The following is a 21001-nucleotide window of genomic DNA, read 5'->3' on the forward strand; positions in this document are numbered from 1 at the left end:
CGCCGTGAGTTGACCAACGCGTGGAACGACAATGCTTGATATTAAATGGATCCGTGAAAATGCCGAGATGCTGGACGCCGCCCTGGCGAAGCGGGGCGCGGAGCCTTTGTCGGCGTCGCTGATCGCCCTCGACGAACGCCGCCGCACGATCCTCCAGTCGCTGCAGGACATGCAGTCGCGCCGCAATGCCGCCTCGAAGGATATCGGCGCGGCGATGGCGCAGAAGAACGCCGAGCTTGCCGAAAAGCTCAAGGCCGAGGTGGCCGAACTCAAGAACGCCATGCCGGCGCTTGAGGAAGACAGCCGCAAGGTGGAATCAGAGCTCAACGACGCGCTCTCCCGCATTCCGAACATCCCGCTGGAGGACGTTCCGGTCGGCGAAGATGAGACCGGCAACGTCGTCAAGCGCGTAGTCGGCAACAAGCCCACTTGGAATCACCAGCCGCGCGAGCATTTCGAGATCGGCGAGGCGCTCGGCCTCATGGATTTCGAAGGCGCTGCCCGCATCTCCGGCTCGCGCTTCACGATCCTCAAGGGACAATTGGCGCGGCTCGAGCGTGCGCTCGGCCAGTTCATGCTCGACCTGCACACCCAGGAACATGGCTATACCGAAGTGCAGCCGCCGCTCCTCGTGCGTGACGACGCGATGTACGGTACGGGACAGCTGCCGAAATTTGCCGAAGATCTGTTCCGCACGACAGACGGTCGCTGGCTGATCCCGACTGCGGAAGTGCCGCTCACCAACATCGCTCGCGAGCAGATCCTCGAAGGCGAAAAGCTGCCGCTGCGCTTCACCGCGCTGACGCCGTCCTTCCGTTCGGAGGCCGGTTCGGCCGGCCGTGACACCCGCGGCATGCTGCGCCAGCACCAGTTCAACAAGGTCGAACTGGTTTCGATCACCGATGCCGAAACTTCGGTCGACGAGCACGAGCGCATGACGGCTTGTGCGGAAGAGGTGCTGAAGCGCTTGGGTCTGCACTACCGTGTGATGACGCTCTGCACCGGCGACATGGGCTTCGGCGCCCGCAAGACCTATGATCTGGAAGTATGGTTGCCGGGACAGGATACCTACCGCGAGATCTCGTCCTGCTCGGTCTGCGGCGATTTCCAGGCGCGCCGGATGAATGCGCGCTATCGCACCAAGGAAGACAAGGGCACGCGCTTCGTTCACTCCCTGAACGGTTCCGGTGTCGCCGTCGGGCGCGCGCTGATCGCCGTCATTGAAAACTATTTGAATGAAGACGGCTCGGTATCGGTGCCGGATGTGCTGCTGCCCTACATGGGCGGCCAGAAGCGCATCGAGAAGGCCGTCTGAGCGGACGTCAAGGGAAGGACGGCAACCATGCGGATCCTGCTGACAAACGATGACGGCATTCACGCTGAAGGTCTCGCTGTGCTCGAAAGGGTCGCCAGGACGATCTCGGACGATGTCTGGGTCGTGGCACCCGAAGCGGACCAGAGCGGTTTGGCGCATTCGCTGACTCTGTCGGAGCCGCTGCGGCTTCGGCAGATCGCAGAAAAGCGCTTTGCCCTTCGGGGCACGCCGACGGATTGTGTCATCATGGCGGTTCGCAAGGTGCTGGATCGCAAGCCTGATCTCGTGCTCTCCGGCGTCAACATCGGTGCCAACATGGCCGATGACGTGACCTATTCCGGCACGGTGGCGGGCGCTATCGAGGGCACGTTGCAGGGTATTCGCGCGATCGCGCTCAGCCAGGCCTATCACCACGCCGTCGGCAAGGCTGTGCCTTGGGATGTGGTGGAGACACACGCGCCGGGCCTGATCCGCAAAATGATGGCCGTGGACCTGCCCGATGGCACGTTCCTCAACGTCAATTTCCCGAACTGCTCGGCTGACACCGTTGCCGGGATCGAGGTAACGTCGCAAGGCAAGCTCGACTTTGGCCTGTCGATCGATGAGCGGACGGACGGCCGTGGTTTTCCCTACTTCTGGCTGCGCTTCGGCGAGCGGTTCGGCGATTTTCGCGCCGGAACCGACATTCACGCTCTGCGCGAGAATCACATCTCGGTGACGCCGCTCAAGCTCGACTTGACGGACTATAGCGTCCAGGACCGTCTGATGCGGGCTTTGAACGAAGGGGCTCATTGATTGAGCGCGCGCGTTTCGGAACAGGAAGGCTTTGCCAAGATGGTGCTACGGCTGCGCGCCGCCGGCATCATCAATCATGACCTCCTCAAGGCGGTCGAGCAGACCGCGCGCGGCCAGTTCGCGCCGCCGCAATATCAGGCCGAGGCCTACTCGCAGCGGACGATTCCGCTCGAGTGCGGCTCGTTCATGGAAGGCTATGATTTTGCGGTGCGGTTGCTGCATTGTCTGAACCTGAAGACAGGACAGCGCATCCTCGAGGTCGGTACCGGCAGCGGCTTTACCGCAGCTGTGATGGGGCGTGTGGCTGAACGCGTCCTGACGATCGACCGCTATCAGACACTCGTCGGTACGGCCCAGAAAAACCTTGAGAAATCAGGCGTTCGCAACGTGATCGTTCGCCATGCCGATGGCAGCGCCGGGGTGCCGGGCGAGGGTACGTTCGACCGCATCCTGATCACCGCTGCCTTCAATAGCCTGCCGCGCATGTTTTCCGATCATCTCGTCTCAGGCGGAACCTTGGTGGTGCCGATCATGATGAGTGAGACTCATTGCCGGGTCGTTCGGGTCAACCGAACGGGAAGCCGCTTCGATCGCGAGGATCTGTTTGATGCGCCTTACCTTCCGATCGTGCCGCAGCTCGCGTCGTTCCTGTGATACGGCCGCTGCCGAACATCTCCGCCGGCACTTTGGTGCGTTAAGGAATTCTTAACCGCGTCCAGCCTCGCGCAAGCTTCGCGCCATACCCCTCCAGTGCACGATAGGTTCCGCCCGCGAGTCGTCGCTCTTGCACGACTGGGATGTTGTTGCCGGATCGTGAGATTGACGGAGACGGCAAATGCAGATCGCGAACAGGCTGACGGCCGCAGCATCGGGCGACGGGCTGAATAATCTTGCAGGGCGCAACGCCGGCCAGGCGAATTCCGCCGGCAAGGACGAACAGTCCGCACAGGCGCTCGCGGCGAGTCTCTTCGACCCCACTCCGCGCATCTCGCTTTCCGCCGATGCTCTGCTCTATCTCAGCCAGACGAAGAAGGCATCGGACGGACAGCCGGCGCTCAGCCGCGACGAGTGGAACAACCGCCTGTCTCCGCAGCTGGCGTTGCGCGAATACCAGGCCTTCGGCAAATTTCTCGATGCCGGGGATCATGAGGGCTACTACAAGAACTTCATCGACTACTACGACAGCCTTCGTCCCGAAGATCAGGACAGCCTGCGCTATTTTGGGACGCGTGAGGCCGCCGTGGCCGGTCTGCGGTCGCTTGAATATGAACGGGCGAGCGGTGCGGACGGCGACACCACGTTCCAGACGCTGGTGAGTGTCCTGCTTGAAGAAGACAAGACCGCTCAGTCCGAAACCCCGGTCCGTCCCGAGGGGCGTCCGATTTTCGCCTGGGATCTGACAAGCATCAGCTATGAAGATGAACCAACGGAGCGGCGTTCCGTTTCGGAAATCGAGCGTCTCTATTCCGAACTGAGCTAGGTTCTCGCGATTGCCGCACGCGGGGCTTCTGCGCCCGCGAAGCGTGGCGGGACGCTCGCGGCGTGCGGCCAGGCCGATCGGCATTCTCAGATGGCCGGCCGGGCCTATGGTTAGCGTTTCGTCAAATTAGTCCTTTGGTGGTGCTGACCTTAACCGGGCGGTAACTCTAATACGCTTTAATCATCCCACATCGAGTTGCGTTCGGAGTGGGTAAGCGTCATGCGTCAGTTTGTATCTCCCGGGGTTGGAAAGTCCACGATCCGCCTTTGCGTGGCGGTCCTGCTAGCAGGCGCCGCAACGGGCTGCAGTTCGGATGCCAGCCGATTTGATGGCCTGTTCTCCCGGTCGGACAACATCACCACAAATTCAATTCCGCGCGATGCGACGCCGGTTCCGCGTGGCGACGTGGCAGTCGGCCAGATGGCGGCAGCTTCTCCGGCGGATAACGGTGCTCTCGGCCAACCCTATCCGACTGCAAGCGCGCAGGGTGGCTATGATCCAGTGAATACCGCTTCCACTCCGGTGTCGGCTGCCCGTGGTGCGTCAACGCCGATCTCCGTCCAGCGCACGACCCTGGCCGATCCGAGCGCGACGACGCGTCAGCGTCCAGAAGCGCAGCCGTTCCCCGCTGCTCGTCAGCAGGCGGCAATCGCGACGCAGCAGACGCTCCCGGCGGCCGTCAACGAAACCGCAAGCAAGAGCGGCTGGACGACGCAGAATGCGCCGACGATCATGGTTCGGCCCGGCGACAACGTCGCAGTTCTCTCCAAGCGCTTCGGCGTTCCCGAGAAGGAAATTCTGAAGGCCAACGGTCTGCAATCGGCTGCTCAGGTCGAAACCGGCCAGCGCCTGGTCATCCCGACCTTTGGTTCCGTCGGTAGCCCTGCGAAGGGGGCTGCGACCAACTCGATCGCTGGTCTCGATGGTAGCAAGCGCCAGCCTTCGCCCTTGCCCAACGATCAGCGCGACGTTGCAATCCTGCCGGGCTCCGCCCAGTCTCGCGACAAGAACGCTGGCAAGACGGATGTCGTTGCGGGCAAGCCGGCAACGAACGGCGAAGGCAGTGGCGGCGGCACCTACACCGTGAAGCCCGGCGACTCGCTCAATCGCATTGCCAAGACGACGGGCGTGTCTGTCGCAGCCCTCAAGCAGGCGAACGGTCTGAGCGCAGAATCGATCCGCGTCGGCCAGACGCTGCAGTTGCCGGGCGCGGCGGGTGCCGCGCCGGACCAGGTCAAAACCGCATCGGTTCCGAGCAAGAAGACTGAGCAGCCGCAGGTTGCCTCACTCGAAAAAGGTAAGCCGGCAGAATACCAGCCGCCGGCCGCCAAGCAGAGCGTTACGGACGTTGCTGCGCTCAAGGCGGATGTCGATGAGGACTCGCCGAAGTCGACCGGGATCAGCAAATATCGCTGGCCTGTTCGCGGCGCAGTGGTCGCCGGCTACGGCGCCAACGTCGACGGCAACCGCAACGACGGCATCAACATCTCGGTGCCTGAGGGCACGCCGATCAAGGCGGCCGAGAACGGCGTCGTCATCTACTCGGGCAGCAGCCTGAAGGAGCTCGGCAACGCTGTCCTGGTCCGCCATGACGACGGCACGGTCACGGTCTACGGCAACGCTTCCGAGCTCAAGGTTCAGCGCGGCCAGAAGGTACAGCGCGGCCAGACGCTCGCGGCTTCCGGCATGACCGGTCGCGCCAGCCAGCCGCAGGTGCACTTCGAGGTGCGCAAGAATGCGACGGCGGTGAACCCTTCGACCTTCCTCGAATAGTCCGGCCTCCGGGTCCGACTGGATCTACTGCATGTCTCCTTAAATCGACCTCGATCTAAGGACAAAGACATGCAGAAAATCAAAGTGCTACAGCGACCTTTGCGCGTCTGATAAGACGCGCGGCGCTGTAGGAAGCGTAAGAATCAGAAGCCGCCCGCCGGATTTCGGCGGGCGGTATTTTTTGTCCATGGTCGAGCAGATTTGGCCAACGATCCGATCGCTAACGCCTATGCGTCCAGTCGATGGCGCATGCGTCCGGCAAGATCCTGAATGAATTGCCAGGCGACGCGGCCGGACCTTGCGCCGCGGGTCGTCGCCCATTCGAGTGCTTCCGCATGCAGGGTCTCGGCCTCGACCGCAAAGCCGTAATGCTTTGCATAGCCATCGACCATGGCAAGGTAGTCTTCCTGGCTACACTTGTGGAAGCCAAGCCACAGCCCGAAGCGGTCGGACAGCGACACCTTTTCCTCGACCGCCTCGGAAGGATTGATGGCGGTCGACTGCTCGTTTTCCATCATGTGGCGCGGCAGCAGATGGCGCCGGTTCGATGTCGCGTAGAGCAGCACGTTCGACGGCCGACCTTCGACGCCACCGTCGAGTACGGCCTTCAGCGATTTGTAGGACGTGTCGTCATGATCGAAGGACAGGTCGTCGCAGAAGACGATCACGGGCACCGGTGCGGTCTTGAGGATGTCCATCAGCGCGGGCAGGGTGGCGATGTCTTCCCGATGCACCTCGACGAGCTTGACCGCGACGCCGGTATCGCGGGCGACCTGCGCATGCACGGATTTCACCAGCGAAGACTTGCCCATGCCACGGGCGCCCCACAGGAGAACGTTGTTGGCAGGAAAACCTTCGGCGAAGCGCAGCGTGTTGTCGAGCAGGATGTCACGGACGTGATCCACTCCTGATATCAGCGACAACTCGATACGGTTGGGCTTGGCAACCGGTTGCAGGTGATGTGTGGCTGGAGCCCAGACGAAGCATTCGGCGCCGTCCCAGTCATTGCTTGCTGCGGCTGGACCGGCCATGCGCTCGATCGCCGCGGAAAGCTTCTGCATTTCCCTGATGAGAACGTCGATCTTTGCATCCGGCATATGTCTATCTCCAACAACTGAATCAATCATTTGGTCGCACTGCAATGAAAACGGGGCGCCTGAAACGGCACGCGATTGCCCCGCAATTGCGACGCTACCGTTAACAGACACCCGGTAGCACGCAGGTTTGCGCTGGAAAAGGCCGCAGAGCCCCGTGCGGGGGGTTCTCCTCTTGTGCAAATTGTGTCAGAGGCACAGGAACGGGTAAGGGTGCCGCCGCTTTGCAGAGCGGCCGCGCGCCCCTATATTCCGGCCGATTTGGTGCGGAGGAACCGCCGATATTTGAACTCAAGGAGTGATCGATGTTCATTACCGAAGCTTTTGCGCAGACAGCCGGTGCCCCTTCCACCGGCGGCGCGGACATTCTCATGTCCATCCTGCCGTTCCTGCTGATCTTTGTTGTCATGTATTTCCTGATCATCCGTCCGCAGCGCGCCCAGATGAAGCGCCGCGAGGAGCTGTTGAAGAACATCCGCCGCGGTGATCAGGTGGTGACCGGCGGCGGCATCGTCGGCAAGGTTACGAAGGTCGTCGATGACAACGAACTCGAAGTCGAAATTGCCGAAGGCGTGAAGATCCGCGTCGTTCGCAGCGGCGTATCTGAAGTTCGCGTCAAAGGCGAACCTGTGAAAGAATAAGGGACGCGGACAGCCACCATCCGACGAACAACTGGAGCGTTTGAGGCATGCGCAGATTTCCGCCGTTGAAACGTATCCTCGTCTGGTTGGTGGCACTCGCCGGCATCGCCTGTGCGTTGCCGAATGTTCTGAGCCGTGAAGAGGCAGCCGGATTACCGTCCTGGCTGCCGCATCGCCAGGTGGCGCTCGGCCTTGATCTCCAGGGAGGCTCGCACTTCATGCTGCGGGCCGCGCGCAGCGACATCGTCGCCGAGAGGCTCGAAGCGGTCGCCAGCGAAGTCGGAAAGTCCCTGCGCGATGCCGATATCGCCTATATCGGCCTATCGGGCGAAGGTCAGTCGATTTCGTTCCGGGTTCGGGACCGTGCGCAACTCCCCGCCGCTCGCGATAAGCTGAAGACACTGACGGCGCCGGTCGATGCCGGCGGATTTGGCTCCGGGTCGATTTCCGAAGTTGTGTTTGACAGCGCCGACGAGGATGAACTCGTCCGTCTGCGCCTGACCGACGAAGGCATCGACTACCGGCTGTCACTGGCCCTTGCGCAATCGATCGATGTGGTGCGTCGCCGCGTCGCTGAAGTTGGCGTTCTGGAGCCGCTGATCCAGCGCCGTGGCGAAGATCGGCTCATCGTCCAGGTGCCGGGGCTCGACGACCCACAACGACTGAAAGATCTGCTCAGCCAAAGCGCACATCTGACTTTCAGATTGCTGGATACGTCCGTGCCCGTTGAGCGAGCCGTCGATGGCCAGGTGCCAGCGGGCGCAGAAGTCCTCTATTCCTATGACGATCCGCCGGTTCCCTATCTGGTCCAGAAGGAACCATTGCTGGCGGCGGCCAGTTTTGTCGCCGCGCAGCCGGAAGCAGATGCCGGCGCCGATACGGCGTCGGTCGCGGTCAAGCTCGAGGCGGCCGCGCAGCAGCGGGTTACCGCCGTCACGGCGCAGCAGTCGGAGGCGAAGATTGCGATCGTTCTTGATGGCCAGGTTGCCGCAACGCCCAAGCTTTCGGAAGCCGTCAAAGGCGACACGGCGCGCATTTCTGCCGAGCTTCCGGCCGACTCTGCTGCGGATCTCGCCGCTCTCATCAGGACCGGACCGCTCCCAACACCGCTGACTTTCGTCGAGGAGCGGACGGTCGGCCCGGGTGTCGGTGACGACGCGATTGCCTATGGCCTCAAGGCCGGCTTTGTCGCGGCGATCGCCGTCGCCGCCTCGATGATCTTCTTCTACGGCGTTTTCGGTGTCTTTGCCATCATCGCGCTCGCCTTGAATATTGTCTTGATCCTTGCGACGCTTTCCGTGTCGGGGGCGACGCTGACCCTGCCGGGGATTGCCGGCATCATCCTGACGATCGGCGTCGCGGTCGATTCGAACGTGTTGATCTACGAGCGCCTTCGCGAGGAGGTTCGTGGTGGCGAGCCCTTGCTCCGCACGATCAACAACGCCTTCTCTCGCGTCTTCAGCAGCATTTTCGACGCCAACCTGACGATGCTGATCGCCAGCGCCATCCTGTTCTACCTCGGTTCCGGGCCAGTGCGCGGTTTCGCCGTCACTCTCGCGATCGGCAGCGTCACGACGCTTTTCACCGCCTATACGGTGACCCGTCTGATCGTGAAGCGTTGGCTCCGGCAGTGGAAGTCGGAACGCCTGCCGAAGGGCATTCGAACCGGGCGCTTCAGCGATCTGGACATCCGTTTTATGCAGATCCGTAATCCGGTGTTCATCCTGATGGCCGCCTTGTCGGCGGCCTCGGTGCTCCTGCTTGCGGGTATCGGGCTCAATCTGGGTGTGGACTTCAAGGGCGGCTCGATCATCGAGCTGCACTCCAAGGGCGGTCCCGTCGACGTTGCCGACCTCCGCACCCGCCTCGACGAGCTGAACTTTGGCGAGGTCCAGGTCCAGCAACTGGGCTCGGGCGAGGATGTGCTGGTGCGGGTTCCGTCTCAAGAAGCGGGCGACAATGCCGAGCAGACCGCAGCCAGCGTCATCAGGACGGAGCTGGCCGACGAATACGACTTCCGCCGCGTCGAAGTGGTTGGCCCGGTTGTTTCGAGCGAGCTGACGCGCGCGGGAACGCTTGGGCTCGCAATCTCCTTCGTGGCGATCCTGCTCTATGTCTGGCTGCGTTTCGAGTGGCGCTTTGCCGTCGGTGCGATTATCGCAACCGTGCACGACGTGCTGCTGACGATTGGGTTCCTGGTGCTGACGGGCATCGAGTTCAATCTCGGCAGTATCGCCGCCGTTCTCACCATCGTCGGCTACTCGTTGAACGATACAGTTGTGATCTACGATCGCATTCGCGAGAATCTCGGCCGCTATCGCCGCATGCCGCTTTCGGTGCTGATCGATACGTCGATCAACCAGACACTCTCGCGCACGATCCTGACGGCGCTGACGACCATTCTGGCGCTCGCCGCGCTCTATCTCTTCGGCGGCGGCCTCATTCGCTCATTCAGCATCACCATGCTGTTTGGTGTCGTCGCCGGGACGATCTCCTCTATCTATATCGCCGGCCCGATCCTCATCCTCTTCGGGAAGCGGACCGACCACATTCCGGGGGACGAAAACGCGTCCGGCGCGGATACGGGTGCTGCCGGCGCGGCAAAGGGTACAGTTTGAAATGCCCAAGGGTATTGAAATTCGCGAAGCGCATTTTCCGGGCCGCGCACCGATCGATGCCTATGGCAACGGCGGCTTTCGCTTTGCGGACATGTCGCATCGCGGCTCGATCCTGATGCTGCCCTCGGGCGTCTATGCGTGGGACGTGGCCGAAGGCGATCCCCTGGCCGTCGAGAAATTCCTCAGGGTCATCGATGAGGCGAAAGACATCGAAGTGCTGCTGGTTGGCACCGGTAAGGACATCCGCCCGCTGCCCGCAGACCTGAAGGCCGCGCTGCGTGCCGTCAATGTATCGTCGGATCCGATGAGCACCGGGGCTGCGGTTCGCACCTACAATGTGATGCTGGCCGAATCGCGTGCTGTCGCCGTCGCGCTGATCGCTGTCTGATCGGGCATTCGGGGAAGACGACGTGCAAGATATTTCCGCTCAGATCCTGGCCGACCTCAGGGATACGGACCGCGACCGCTATCTCGCCTGCCTGCTTGCCCCCGCCGACAAGCAGCGCTCGCTCGCGGCACTCTATGCCTTCAACGCGGAAATCGCGCGAATTCGCGATCTCGTGCATGAGCCGATTCCAGGCGAAATCCGCATGCAGTGGTGGCGCGATCTCATCGGCAACGATGCAGCCTCCGGTGAGGGGCATCCGCTCGCCGAAGCGCTTCTGCAGTGCATTCGCGAGCACAGGCTGCCGGTCTCGGTCCTGCAGAACATGATCGATGCCCGGATCTTCGATCTCTATGACGACCCCTTGGAAGACCGCTCGGCGCTCGAAGGTTATGCCGGCGAGACCGCTTCGGCCTTGATCCAGCTCTCGTCGCTGGTGCTCGACCCGCAGAATGCGGCCAAATCGGCGGAAGCCGCTGGTCACGCCGGTGTGGCGCAGACTGTCGCCGGCCTCCTGATGCTGTTGCCGCTGCATCTGAGACGCGGCCAGGTCTATTTGCCGGCAGAACTGCTGCGCGCGACCGGCCTTGATCGGGAAACGCTTATTGCCGGCAAAGACAGCGACGGTATCGGCCGGGCGATTAGGGCATTTTCTGGGTTCGGGCGGGATCATCTTGCCAAGGCACGGGCTCAGATGGCGGCGATCTCGCCGTCGAATTTTCCGGCGTTCGTGCCGCTCGCGCTGGCCGAGCCGATCTTCGATCGCGCCGAGGCGGCTGGCGCTGGACTTTTAAAGACACCCATCCGGCCGGCGCAATGGCGGCGGCAATGGTGGATGTGGCGCGCCGCTCGGCGGCGTCGCTTCTAGGGCGGCAAAGCAGACGCGCTACTTGTTAAGAACCCGATGCGTTCCGCGTCGGCGCGCCCGACGGGACGCCAAATTGGCACAAGCCTCGTAGTCTATAGAAGCGGTTTATCGGCGTCATGCCGAGCGAAGGGGAGCGCCCGCGGATGCTTTGGTTATTGCTCATCGCCGTCATTGTTCTGGCCGGCGCATTCTACATGTGGATGAACGCTCGTGCCGAGCGGGATTGGGACAATCCCGATGCAGGTTCTGCGATGGTGGAATTCGGGCGCGCATTTCCGGATGAGGCGATCCGGGCACTGCATTCCACCGCGGATCGGAAGGCGATCTTCCTGAGGCTGCACGACGGCAAGGCGGGCTTCATCCAATCGCATGGCACGCACTATGTCTGCCACGTCATCCAGCCTGGAAAGGTCCGGGTGAACAGCTCTGAGACCGGCCGTGGGCTGATCGTGCATTTCCCCGACTTTGCCTATCTGGACAATGCCTTCGAGTTCCAGAACGCCGGCGAGGCGGCGGAAGTTTCTCTCTGGCTGCTCGGCAGCTTCAACCCGAAATCGGAATTCACGCAGCCCAACTCGGAACCGTCCCCTGCAGCGCAGTCGAGCGAGTAGCGACTTCACAGTTCCATTCAAAAGAAACGGCCCGCTGGCGGTATCACGAGCGGGCCGTTTCGTTGTTCTGGTCTCATATTCGCCGTCAGGCGGACTTGCCGAGCCATGCGGCGCAATCGGCGAGCGCACGCGACGCCGTTGCCTGCTTCTTGGCAGCGGCCTTTTCCTTGCCACGGAAGCGCTTGGCGCCCTCCGGCTTGGTGATTGCTCCCGGATCGAGCGGCGGGAACAGGCCGAAATTGACGTTCATCGGCTGGAACGAACGTTTGCCCGGCTCATCGTCGGAAACGATGTGCCCGCCGGTGATATGGTTCAGCAGCGCGCCGAAGGCGGTGGTCGCTGGCGGTGCGGCCAAAGTCGCGCCCTTGCGCTCAGCGGCGGCGAAGCGCCCGGCGAGCAGGCCGATGCTGGCGCTCTCCACGTATCCTTCGCAGCCGGTGATCTGACCGGCAAAGCGCAGGCCCGGGCGCGACTTCAGCGTCAGCGTTCGGTCGAGCAGCGTTGGCGAATTGATGTAGGTGTTGCGGTGCAGGCCGCCGAGGCGTGCAAATTCGGCATTCTCCAGGCCCGGGATCATCCGGAAGACTTCCGCCTGGGCGCCGTATTTCAGCTTCGTCTGAAAGCCGACCATATTGTAGAGCGTGCCAAGCGCGTTGTCCTGGCGCAGCTGCACGACGGCATAGGGCTTGACCGTGGGGGTATGGGCGTTGGTGAGGCCCATCGGCTTCATGGGTCCGTAACGTAGAGTCTCGCGGCCGCGTTCGGCCATGACCTCGATCGGCAGGCAGCCATCGAAATAGGGCGTACCTTCCCACTCCTTGAAGCCGGTCTTGTCGCCGGCGACCAGCGCGTCAACGAAGGCGTTGTACTGCTCCTCGGTCATCGGGCAGTTGATGTAGTCCTTGCCGGTGCCGCCGGGGCCGACCTTGTCGTAGCGCGACTGGTACCAGCAGACGTCCATGTCGATCGTCTCGGTGTAGACGATCGGCGCGATGGCGTCGAAGAAGGCGAGCGCATCGGCGCCCGTTTCCGTGCGGATGGCTTCTGCAAGATCGGGTGCCGTCAACGGGCCGGTTGCGATGACCGCAAGATCCCATTCCCTCGGCGGCAGGCCGGTGATTTCTTCGCGCACGACCGTGATCAGCGGATGGGCGGCAATCGCGGCGCTGACGGCGTCAGAGAAGCCGTCGCGATCGACGGCGAGCGCGCCGCCGGCCGGAACCTGGTTGGCATCGGCGGACTTCATGATCAGCGAGCCGGCAAGGCGCATTTCCGCGTGCAGCACGCCAACCGCATTGCTGGTCGCGTCATCCGAGCGGAACGAGTTGGAACAGACGAGTTCGGCGAGACCGTCGGTCTTGTGCGCATCGGTGCCGCGCACGCCGCGCATCTCGTGCAGTATGACCGGGACTCCGGCCTCGGCGATCTGCCAGGCAGCCTCCGAACCGGCAAGGCCGCCGCCGACGACATGGATGGGAGAATGGGAAGAGGTGTCTTTGCTCATGGGCGGCTTCCTATCACGGCTCGGCCCTTCGTTCCAATGTCAATAAACGAAAACGGCGCCCGAAGGGCGCCGTTTTGGAAGTCAGTTCGAACCGTTGAGATTAACGGAAGGAACGGGCCGCAATGTTGCGGATATCGTAGCGGGTGATGCCGATATCACTGAGAGCGTGGTTCGACAGGTTGCCGAGCTCGCTGACGGTGCGGCGGTAGTTGATCCAGCTTTTTGCGATACGAATCGGGTTCATGACTTTTTCCTCAAGATCGGTTTGTCGCGACAGCCATCTGTCTGCGTCGTTGAGGTTCTTATACGCTTGTCTAATTAGAAGGTGGAGTGCAAAGAAAATGCAGCTGCTATGCATTTGTGCAGTGCATCGCCGCATAGATGGGCACCGCTTCAAAAGGTGGCATCAATTAACGATTGATTAAAATGCGGATCACTACGCTCTAGTGTTTTGTTTTTCATATGTTTTTGGAATTGGAGCGCGAGCGGTTGCAATGCGTGGCACGAGGGTGGTGCTCGCTGCTCGCCGGCGAGGTGCGCAACAGCATTTCGCACGTGCGAAAGGGCGGCGGTGATGCCAGAGCAAGAGGCAAAAGAAAACGCCCCCCGGAATGAACCGGAGGGCGTTTACTGGAGGTCGGTCGCGCTTGAAGCGCAGCCTGAATTACTTGATCGCCTGGCGAGCAACGTAGGGGATGTCGCCGCGGCCGATGCCGAGGTCGCTCAGCTCACGGTCGCTCATGCGGCCGAGTTCGTTGCAGGTCTGACGATACTTGCGCCAATTGTTGAAAGAACGTGCGAGGTTCATGATCCTATCCTTTCTAGGGTCGTGTGCCAGCGCTCATCTCTCTTGCTGGCCGTCATCTGATGGTCTGGAATATAATCGTTTTGAGCAGAAGTTACAGAGATAATGCTGCATCGCACCCATGCAGCACGTGCAAGCCTGAGCGCGGCGGACAGATGTCGGATGGCGTTCGAAACGCATCTGCAATCAGGTTCTGATGATTGAAGCTTTCGACCCAAATCGAGGGCCGGAAAACAAACAACGCCCGCTGGGGGAGGAGATCCAGCGAGCGTCGCTTTGTTCTGATCGGCAACCGGGAGGAGGAGTGTCGCCGATCCAAATCGAGGGGCGCTGGGAGGAGGAGTGCGCCGCCCCGATCGATGAGTTGAAGATAGTATGGAGTCGGGCGGAAGGGTAGCGCTGATCCAGAATGGCACCTATGCATCGAGTGCATGGCTGCGAGCGAATACAGAGAAAGTGTGCACGAATATTGTGCAATTGCGCAAAGTCGGAGATTTTCTTGCTGGGGGAGGGCTGAAAACAATAACGCCCGCTGGGGGAGGAGGTCCAGCGAGCGTCATTTGAAGTGATTGGCAACTGGGAGGAGGAGTGTTGCCAATCTGATCGGAGGAGCGTTGGGAGGAGGAGTACGCTCGACCGAATTCTCTCGGGTTTTGCCCGGGCCTTTCTCAGTAAACTGAGGCGGTTGGCCGCTTCCGCCGGCGACCGTCTGGCTTCATGCCGTCGTTCGCCTTTGATGATTTGAATATAGGGGCTTTAAATCGATTTGTGCAGTGCAATATCCGCATGGAAGATATGCGCATCGCGCAAGCCGTTCATCAGTCCCTTTCGGCTCGGGGCCTCAGTCGCGACAGAGCGATTGTGTTTCCGCGCCGATACGTGGTTAGCTGGTGACGCAACGGGATCATTTCAAGCATTGGATTCTTAGGGCTGGGGGCAGGATGTATCGCGCGCGTCTCGAGCGAGACTTCAAACACTGGATCGACAAGGGGCTGCTGCAGGAAGATGCCGCGCGCGCCATGCTTGCCGAGTATGACGGACGCGAGTCGACGTTCCGGGCAGGGCGCGTCCTGCTTATGCTGGCGGCCCTTCTGTTATCCGCATCGATCCTGTTGCTTGTTGCCGCCAATTGGGAGGAACTGCCGCGCCTCGCGCGCGTCGCCGGCATCGTCGCCTTGATCTGGGGCTTCCACTTCGCCGCTGCCTGGCTGATCCAGAATGGCAGGACGACATTTGCCGCCGCGGCGCTGGTTCTGGGCGCGGCGGCCTTTGGCGGCGGCATCGCGCTCATCGGGCAGATGTATCATTTGTCGGGCGATGCGGCGGATGCAGCGCTGCTCTGGTTCGTTGGCGCCTGCCTTTCGGCGCTCGCGTTTCGCTCTGCAGCGATGGCAACGGCCGCTGGCGGGCTCGCTTGGTTCTATTTCGGTACCATGTTGACGGAAAATGGTTTCAGCACGGCTTCTGACTGGCACTTGTGGTCCGTGCCGGTTCTGGCCGTGATCGTCGTTCTTCTGGTCCGCTTCACGGAGGCGGGCAGGGCCCGGCATCTGGCCTATCTGCTCGTCCTTTCCTGGCTCGGCTGGCTTTATCTGGATAGTCCGTCACTTGCTTTCGCGGTCGGCCTCGCAGTCCTCGGCCTTGCGGCCTTTCTGGCGGCGACCCTGCCGGGTTCGCCCGTGCGCCAACTTGCGCTCGAGGCGGGTTCAGCGCCCGCTTTCTATTCCTTCGCGCTCGCCCTGCTTGGTTTCACCGGACTTCAATACGAGGCGGTTGGGGTGACGACGGAGGTCGCGACCGGAACAGGCACGCTGTTGGTTGCGCTCCTGGGCATTGCGCTTGCCGGTGCGCAGAACGGGGCGGTGCGTTATCTCGGTTACATCGCCTTTGCCGGCGAGCTTCTCTATCTCGCCTTCGAAACCTTGGGATCGATGCTTGGCACATCGGGCTTCTTCCTGATTTCGGGCCTGGTCGTCGCGTGCATCGCCTGGCTGGTCATTCGGATCGAGGGGCATATGGCGCGAACGCGCCAGGCGGAGGTTTCTCAATGAACAGTGGTGCATCGACCAGACGTTGGCTGAACCCGCTGCTCGCCGCCCTGCTTGTGGCCGGCGTCCAGACGGCGGCGCTCGGTTACATGATCGAAAGCAGGGCTTCGATCCTCAGAAGCGGGCGGGATGTCCTTCTGAAGACCGTGCCCGTCGATCCGCGCGACCTGCTCAGAGGCGACTACGTGATACTGAGCTATGATATTTCAAGGTTGCAGCCGGAACTGTTCAAAGGTGGACTTCCGACACAATCGGGCGAGGTGATGCTCTATGTTCGGCTGGCGAAGCAGCCAGACGGTTTCTGGACGGCGACAGAAGCGTCGTTCCAGCCGCTGCCGGTGACCGGCGACAGCGTCGTGCTCCGCTCGCTTCCATTCTCCTACTATCCGTCGCCGTCGCCGTTACCCTTGACCGTGGACTATGGCATCGAGCGCTTCTACGTGCCGGAGGGCGAAGGGCGCACATTGGAAGAGGCGCGCAATGCCGAGGCGCTCTCCGTCAACATCCGCGTTGATGGCAAGGGCAGAGCACAGATCCGCGAGATCGCGGTCAATGGCAGCCCGGTCTATGAAGAGCCCCTTTATTGAGGCTCCGCGAACGCGCTCCGATCCGTCGTGGAATTCCGCATTTTCCCTTTGATCCCGTGAAAACGAGTGATATAGAGACGCCGCGCTCGGGAAAGCCCTGAACTTTCAGCATGCCCATTGTATCCGCGGTATTCCGCTGGTTGGACTTGCGGAAATACGGTCAGGCGGTGCGATTGTCTGAACGCGGGTATGGTGAAATTGGTAGACACGCCAGATTTAGGTTCTGGTGCCGCAAGGCGTGGGAGTTCAAGTCTCTCTACCCGCACCAGACAGCGATCGCGCCTAAAGTCCGGATTCTGCGAGGATGAAGGGGGCTGGAGTGCCATTTTGCTTGCAAAACGGTTGCAGAACTGCGTAAAGCCACTCCCGGCAAATGGATCGGCTCACGTGCTCGCCAGACCTTTCGAAGGGGAAGAGCACAGTCAACGTGAAATGAAGGTTTGAACATGCAGGTTATCGAAACGCTCGCTCAAGGGCTGAAGCGCGAACTCAAGGTCGTTATCCCGGCCAAGGACATGGAAGCTCGGATGAACGAGCGCCTGGCCGAAGTGAAGGACCGTGTGAAGATCAACGGCTTCCGTCCGGGCAAGGTGCCGGTTGCGCACCTGAAGAAGGTCTATGGCAAGTCGATCATGGCTGACCTCGTCAATGAGATCGTCCGCGAGAAGCCGACCGAGATCCTGTCGGGCCGCGGCGAGAAGTCGGCGACCCAGCCGGAAGTCGCGATGACCGAGGACGAGGCCGAAGCCGACAAGATCCTCAACGCGGAAGCTGACCTCGAGTTCACCGTTGCCTACGAAATCATCCCGGCGATCGAACTCAAGGACGTGAGCGGCATCAAGGTGACCCGCGAAGTCGTCGAGATCGCTGACGAGGAAGTCAACGAGCAGATCCTGAAGATCGCCGAAAGCGCCCGCAGCTACGAATCGAAGAAGGGCAAGGCCGCCAACGGCGACCGCGTCACGATCGATTACCTCGGCAAGGTCGACGGGGTTGCCTTCGACGGCGGCAAGGACGAAGACGCTGAGCTGGTTCTCGGCTCCAACCGCTTCATCCCGGGCTTCGAAGAGCAGCTCGTTGGCCTGAAGGCCGGCGACGAAAAGACCATCACTGTCAACTTCCCGGCTGACTACCCGGCCGCAAACCTCGCCGGCAAGGAAGCGACCTTCGACATCACCGTCAAGGACGTCGCTGCCGCCCAGGACATCGAAATCAACGACGAACTGGCCACCAAGCTCGGCCTCGAATCGGCTGACAAGCTGAAGGAAATCGTCCGCGGCCAGATCGAAAGCCAGTACGGCAACCTGACCCGTCAGAAGGTCAAGCGTCAGATCCTCGACCAGCTCGACGAACTCTACCAGTTCGAAACGCCGGAGCGCCTCGTCGAAGCCGAATTCGAAAACATCTGGCGCCAGATCAACACCGACCTGCAGCAGGCCGGCAAGACCTTCGCTGACGAAGAAACCACCGAAGAAGAAGCCCGCGCCGAATACCGCAAGCTCGCCGAGCGTCGCGTTCGCCTCGGCCTGGTTCTTTCGGAAATCGGCGAAAAGGCCGGCGTCCAGGTCAGCGACGACGAACTGCAGCGTTCGCTGTTCGAACAGCTCCGCCAGTTCCCGGGCCAGGAAAAGCAGATCCTCGACTACTTCAAGAACACCCCCGGTGCTGCCGCTTCGCTGCGCGCTCCGCTGTTCGAAGAAAAGGTCGTCGACCACCTGCTCGGCGAAATCTCGGTAACCGACAAGACGGTTTCCAAGGAAGAGCTGACGGCTGACGACGAAGAGGGCGAAGGCAAGGCTGCCAAGAAGGCTCCGGCCAAGAAGAAGGCCGCTGCCAAGGCTGAAGCCGCCGAAGGCGAAGAAGCCGCCGCTCCGAAGAAGAAGGCTCCGGCCAAGAAGAAGGCCGCTGACGACAGCGCCGAGTAATCGGACCGAAGCCTTAGGAATCAAAAAGCCCTGCCGCTTGCGGCAGGGCTTTTTTCGTTTGAGGGGCGTCGGTGACGTCGCCGTCTCAGCGGCGTGGCGAAATGGCCCGGCCGATGTCCAGGAGGAGGGCGCGATGGTCGGAGACTTCCGGCCGTTCGACGACATCGAACCGGGCGACATCAACCTCGCCACTCACCAGCATGTAATCGGCAAAGCGGCCGCCCTTCAGATAGTGCGACGTCCGAGTATCCGTGTGGCCACGGGAAACGACCAGGTCAGTCAGCCCTAGCTCTGCGAGCACCTGAAAGGTCACGCTGTCCGGGAGCACGTTGAAGTCACCGCACACGACAAGCCGCTCATCGCCCGGCCAGACCTGACGGATGAGGTTTACCAGCGCGTCTGCCTGCGCGTGCCGTGCCGGTGTGTCGTTCTTGCCGCCGATCTCCCGTAGGCCATGCATCTGGGCGATGGTGATTGCCGTGCCGGCATCATGGTCGAACAGGCGGATGCAATGGGCATTGCGGGCACGTGGATGTGGCCCCCAGCCCTCGGATGAAAAGCTGCCATGCACGAAGCCGAGCGCCTGACCGATGACGGAATGGGAGCGTCGGACGAAGGTCGCGAGCCCAAATTCCGAGGCCACCGGCCTGTCGCCGTCAAAGAGCGTGCCGCGCGCCGTCGGGCAGAAGCAGCCATCATGCCAAGGAAGTGCTGCCGCGATCTCATCGAAGAGGTTGGCGCGCTGCGGCAGTTCGACATCTGTATCGCGATAGGTGAGCCATTCGGCGTCGGTCGTCGGCGACCGCGCGATCTCCTGCAGACACAGGACATCGGCGTCGACTTCCGCCAGATATCTCATCAATGGGGAATGGAGCTTGCCGCCCCAGGCATTGAGGGAAAGGATGCGCATGGCGTTCATGTCTCTTCATCAGGAGCGGCAAGGCTACCCGATTCGCTGGCATGGTGGCGTGCACGCAATCTTGAACGGCGCTCTGGGCGATAGGTGACAAAGCGGTATTGCTCGTCACCTATCGAATTGGATCCCTTTGACTGCCGTTGTCGTCGTTTGATGCGTGCTCAGATATGTCGCTAGCGGCTTACGCTTTCGGCAGTTCCTGCTTGATCTCGCCCATGCGGTTCCAGGCGTCGAGGCCGGCAATCTTGTAGGCTTCGGCAAGCGTCGGGTAGTTGAAGGTGTTCTCGACGAAATACTCGACCGTGCCCTTGAGGTTCAACACAGCCTGACCGATGTGGACCAGCTCGGTCGCGCCTTCGCCGATGATGTGCACGCCGAGAAGACGGCGGGTCTTCATCGAGAAGATCATCTTCAGAAGACCGGATTCGAGACCCATGATGTGACCGCGCGAGGTCTCGCGAAAACGGGCAATGCCGCATTCGTAAGGGATGCCGCGTTCCTTCACCTCTTCTTCCGAAAGGCCGCAGGTGGAGATTTCCGGCACCGCGTAGATGCCGTAGGGGAAATACTTCTGCGGTTCCATGGCAATCGCGCCGACAGCAACGCGAGCCGCAATGCGGCCCTGTTCCATAGAGGTCGAGGCAAGGCTCGGGAATCCGACGACGTCGCCGGCGGCATAGATGTTCGGGACCGATGTCTGGAACGTCTCCGGATTGACCTTGAGCCGCCCGCGGCTGTCTGCCTCGAGCCCGGCGGCCGGCAGGTTGAGCGTATCGGTTGCCCCCATGCGTCCGGCGGCGAAAAGCACCATGTCGGTGACGATCTTGCGGCCATTGTCGAGCGTCAGCAGGACCTTACCATCGTCGAGCCGCTCGACCGTCTCGGCCTTCTGTCCGAGATGCAGCTTCATGTTGCGATCGCGCAGCTGGTAGATGAAATCCTCGACGATCTCCTTGTCGATGAAGTCGAGCATCGTTGTCTTCGGGTCGATGACCGTCACGTGCGTGTCGAGCGCGCTGAAGATCGTCGCATATTCGATGCCGACGACGCCGGCGCCGATGACGACGAGCGAACGCGGCAGTTCTGCGATATCGAGCAGTTCGTCACTGTCGAGCACGCTCTTGCCGTCGAAGGGCATGTAGTCCGGACGGAAAGGCTTGGTGCCGACGGCAAGCATGATGCTGGTGCCTGAAACAAGCAGGGTCTCGCCGTCGTCCTTGACGACCTCGAGCGTGGTCGGATCGACGAAGCTTGCCTTGCCGCGCATCTGCTGCACGCGGTTACGGGCAAACTGGTGTTCGAGGACCTCGACCTCGTGATTGAGGGTGATGATCAGCCGTTGCCGGAGATCGTCGGCGCTGATCTCCTGCTTGACGCGATAGGCCCGCCCGTAGAAGCCCCGCTCGCGCCAGCCGGAAAGATTGAGCGCCGTCTCCCGCAGCGTCTTGGAGGGGATGGTGCCCGTGTGCACCGAAACGCCGCCGACGCGTTTTCCCTGTTCGATGACGAGGACCTTCTTGCCGAGCTTGGCGGCCTGGATGGCGCCGCGGCGGCCGGCGGGCCCGCTTCCGACGACGATGAGATCGAACTGAGTCATGGGCATTTCCGTTTGAAGGGAAGAATCGTTGTGCATCGC

At 61.6% G+C, this 21001-nt stretch carries 19 protein-coding genes and 1 tRNA gene; 14 read left to right on the plus strand and 6 right to left on the minus strand.

Going from position 1 to position 21001, the window contains the following annotated elements:
• Positions 1–31 precede the first annotated feature (31 nt).
• From serS to AC3WWH_RS08000, 5 genes are all read left to right on the plus strand, one after another.
• Positions 32–1315: a serine--tRNA ligase gene (gene serS / locus AC3WWH_RS07980; RefSeq protein ID WP_058320620.1), complete on the plus strand. Its 1284-nt coding sequence runs from the start codon at positions 32–34 to the stop codon at positions 1313–1315.
• A gap of 27 nt (positions 1316–1342) precedes the next feature.
• A complete protein-coding gene (gene surE, locus AC3WWH_RS07985) occupies positions 1343–2110 on the plus strand; it encodes a 5'/3'-nucleotidase SurE (protein ID WP_057255825.1) in 768 nt (255 codons plus the stop codon).
• Entirely contained in the window at positions 2111–2764 is a 654-nt protein-coding gene (locus AC3WWH_RS07990) for a protein-L-isoaspartate(D-aspartate) O-methyltransferase (RefSeq protein WP_058320621.1), read from the plus strand.
• Between the two features lie 181 nt (positions 2765–2945).
• Positions 2946–3590 carry a hypothetical protein gene (locus tag AC3WWH_RS07995; protein ID WP_057255829.1) on the plus strand — a complete coding sequence of 215 codons (645 nt, stop codon included), beginning with the start codon at positions 2946–2948 and terminating at the stop codon, positions 3588–3590.
• Positions 3591–3809: 219 nt separating this feature from the next.
• On the plus strand, positions 3810–5363 hold the full coding sequence (locus tag AC3WWH_RS08000) for a peptidoglycan DD-metalloendopeptidase family protein (protein WP_058320622.1): 1554 nt from the start codon (positions 3810–3812) through the stop codon (positions 5361–5363).
• Between the two features lie 227 nt (positions 5364–5590).
• On the opposite strand, the gene AC3WWH_RS08005 is transcribed toward AC3WWH_RS08000, so the two are convergent.
• Entirely contained in the window at positions 5591–6460 is an 870-nt protein-coding gene (locus AC3WWH_RS08005) for an ATP-binding protein (protein ID WP_058320623.1), read from the minus strand.
• A gap of 302 nt (positions 6461–6762) precedes the next feature.
• Here AC3WWH_RS08005 and yajC point away from each other — a divergent pair, with 302 nt between their 5' ends.
• The 5 genes from yajC (at position 6763) to AC3WWH_RS08030 (ending at position 11580) form a co-directional block, all read left to right on the plus strand.
• Positions 6763–7098 (plus strand): preprotein translocase subunit YajC, encoded by a 336-nt coding sequence (gene yajC, locus AC3WWH_RS08010; RefSeq protein WP_057255835.1) that lies wholly within the window; start codon positions 6763–6765, stop codon positions 7096–7098.
• 47 nt (positions 7099–7145) lie between these two features.
• Complete coding sequence (gene secDF / locus AC3WWH_RS08015; protein ID WP_058320624.1) at positions 7146–9716, plus strand: protein translocase subunit SecDF; 2571 nt, start codon at positions 7146–7148, stop codon at positions 9714–9716.
• A gap of 1 nt (position 9717) precedes the next feature.
• The gene (locus AC3WWH_RS08020) at positions 9718–10104 is read left to right on the plus strand and encodes an Mth938-like domain-containing protein (protein WP_057255838.1); all 387 of its coding nucleotides are present in this window, start codon (positions 9718–9720) and stop codon (positions 10102–10104) included.
• Between the two features lie 22 nt (positions 10105–10126).
• Positions 10127–10969 carry a phytoene/squalene synthase family protein gene (locus AC3WWH_RS08025; RefSeq protein WP_057255840.1) on the plus strand — a complete coding sequence of 281 codons (843 nt, stop codon included), beginning with the start codon at positions 10127–10129 and terminating at the stop codon, positions 10967–10969.
• 143 nt (positions 10970–11112) lie between these two features.
• Positions 11113–11580, plus strand: coding sequence for a hypothetical protein (locus AC3WWH_RS08030; protein WP_058320625.1), 468 nt, complete (start codon positions 11113–11115; stop codon positions 11578–11580).
• Between the two features lie 85 nt (positions 11581–11665).
• On the opposite strand, the gene trmFO is transcribed toward AC3WWH_RS08030, so the two are convergent.
• The 3 genes from trmFO to AC3WWH_RS08045 form a co-directional block, all read right to left on the minus strand.
• Positions 11666–13084, minus strand: coding sequence for a methylenetetrahydrofolate--tRNA-(uracil(54)-C(5))-methyltransferase (FADH(2)-oxidizing) TrmFO (trmFO, locus tag AC3WWH_RS08035; RefSeq protein WP_058320626.1), 1419 nt, complete (start codon positions 13082–13084; stop codon positions 11666–11668).
• A gap of 100 nt (positions 13085–13184) precedes the next feature.
• A complete protein-coding gene (locus AC3WWH_RS08040) occupies positions 13185–13328 on the minus strand; it encodes a DUF1127 domain-containing protein (protein WP_082616298.1) in 144 nt (47 codons plus the stop codon).
• Positions 13329–13748: 420 nt separating this feature from the next.
• Positions 13749–13892, minus strand: coding sequence for a DUF1127 domain-containing protein (locus AC3WWH_RS08045; protein ID WP_065376908.1), 144 nt, complete (start codon positions 13890–13892; stop codon positions 13749–13751).
• Between the two features lie 938 nt (positions 13893–14830).
• Here AC3WWH_RS08045 and AC3WWH_RS08050 point away from each other — a divergent pair.
• The 4 genes from AC3WWH_RS08050 (at position 14831) to tig (ending at position 18449) form a co-directional block, all read left to right on the plus strand.
• The gene (locus tag AC3WWH_RS08050; protein WP_057255845.1) at positions 14831–15940 is read left to right on the plus strand and encodes a DUF2157 domain-containing protein; all 1110 of its coding nucleotides are present in this window, start codon (positions 14831–14833) and stop codon (positions 15938–15940) included.
• Positions 15937–16524, plus strand: a complete 588-nt coding sequence (locus tag AC3WWH_RS08055) for a GDYXXLXY domain-containing protein (protein WP_057255847.1) — start codon at positions 15937–15939, stop codon at positions 16522–16524. Before AC3WWH_RS08050 ends, AC3WWH_RS08055 begins: the two co-directional genes overlap by 4 nt.
• 183 nt (positions 16525–16707) lie before the next feature.
• A tRNA-Leu gene (locus AC3WWH_RS08060) sits at positions 16708–16792 on the plus strand.
• Between the two features lie 178 nt (positions 16793–16970).
• Positions 16971–18449 carry a trigger factor gene (tig, locus tag AC3WWH_RS08065; protein WP_057255849.1) on the plus strand — a complete coding sequence of 493 codons (1479 nt, stop codon included), beginning with the start codon at positions 16971–16973 and terminating at the stop codon, positions 18447–18449.
• A gap of 85 nt (positions 18450–18534) precedes the next feature.
• On the opposite strand, the gene AC3WWH_RS08070 is transcribed toward tig, so the two are convergent.
• Positions 18535–19359, minus strand: a complete 825-nt coding sequence (locus AC3WWH_RS08070) for an endonuclease/exonuclease/phosphatase family protein (RefSeq protein ID WP_057256075.1) — start codon at positions 19357–19359, stop codon at positions 18535–18537.
• 187 nt (positions 19360–19546) lie between these two features.
• Positions 19547–20962, minus strand: coding sequence for a Si-specific NAD(P)(+) transhydrogenase (gene sthA / locus AC3WWH_RS08075; protein WP_057255851.1), 1416 nt, complete (start codon positions 20960–20962; stop codon positions 19547–19549).
• Between the last annotated feature and the right edge of the window lie 39 nt (positions 20963–21001).

It is taken from the genome of Ensifer sp. EB106-03-01-XG145 (assembly GCF_058792075.1).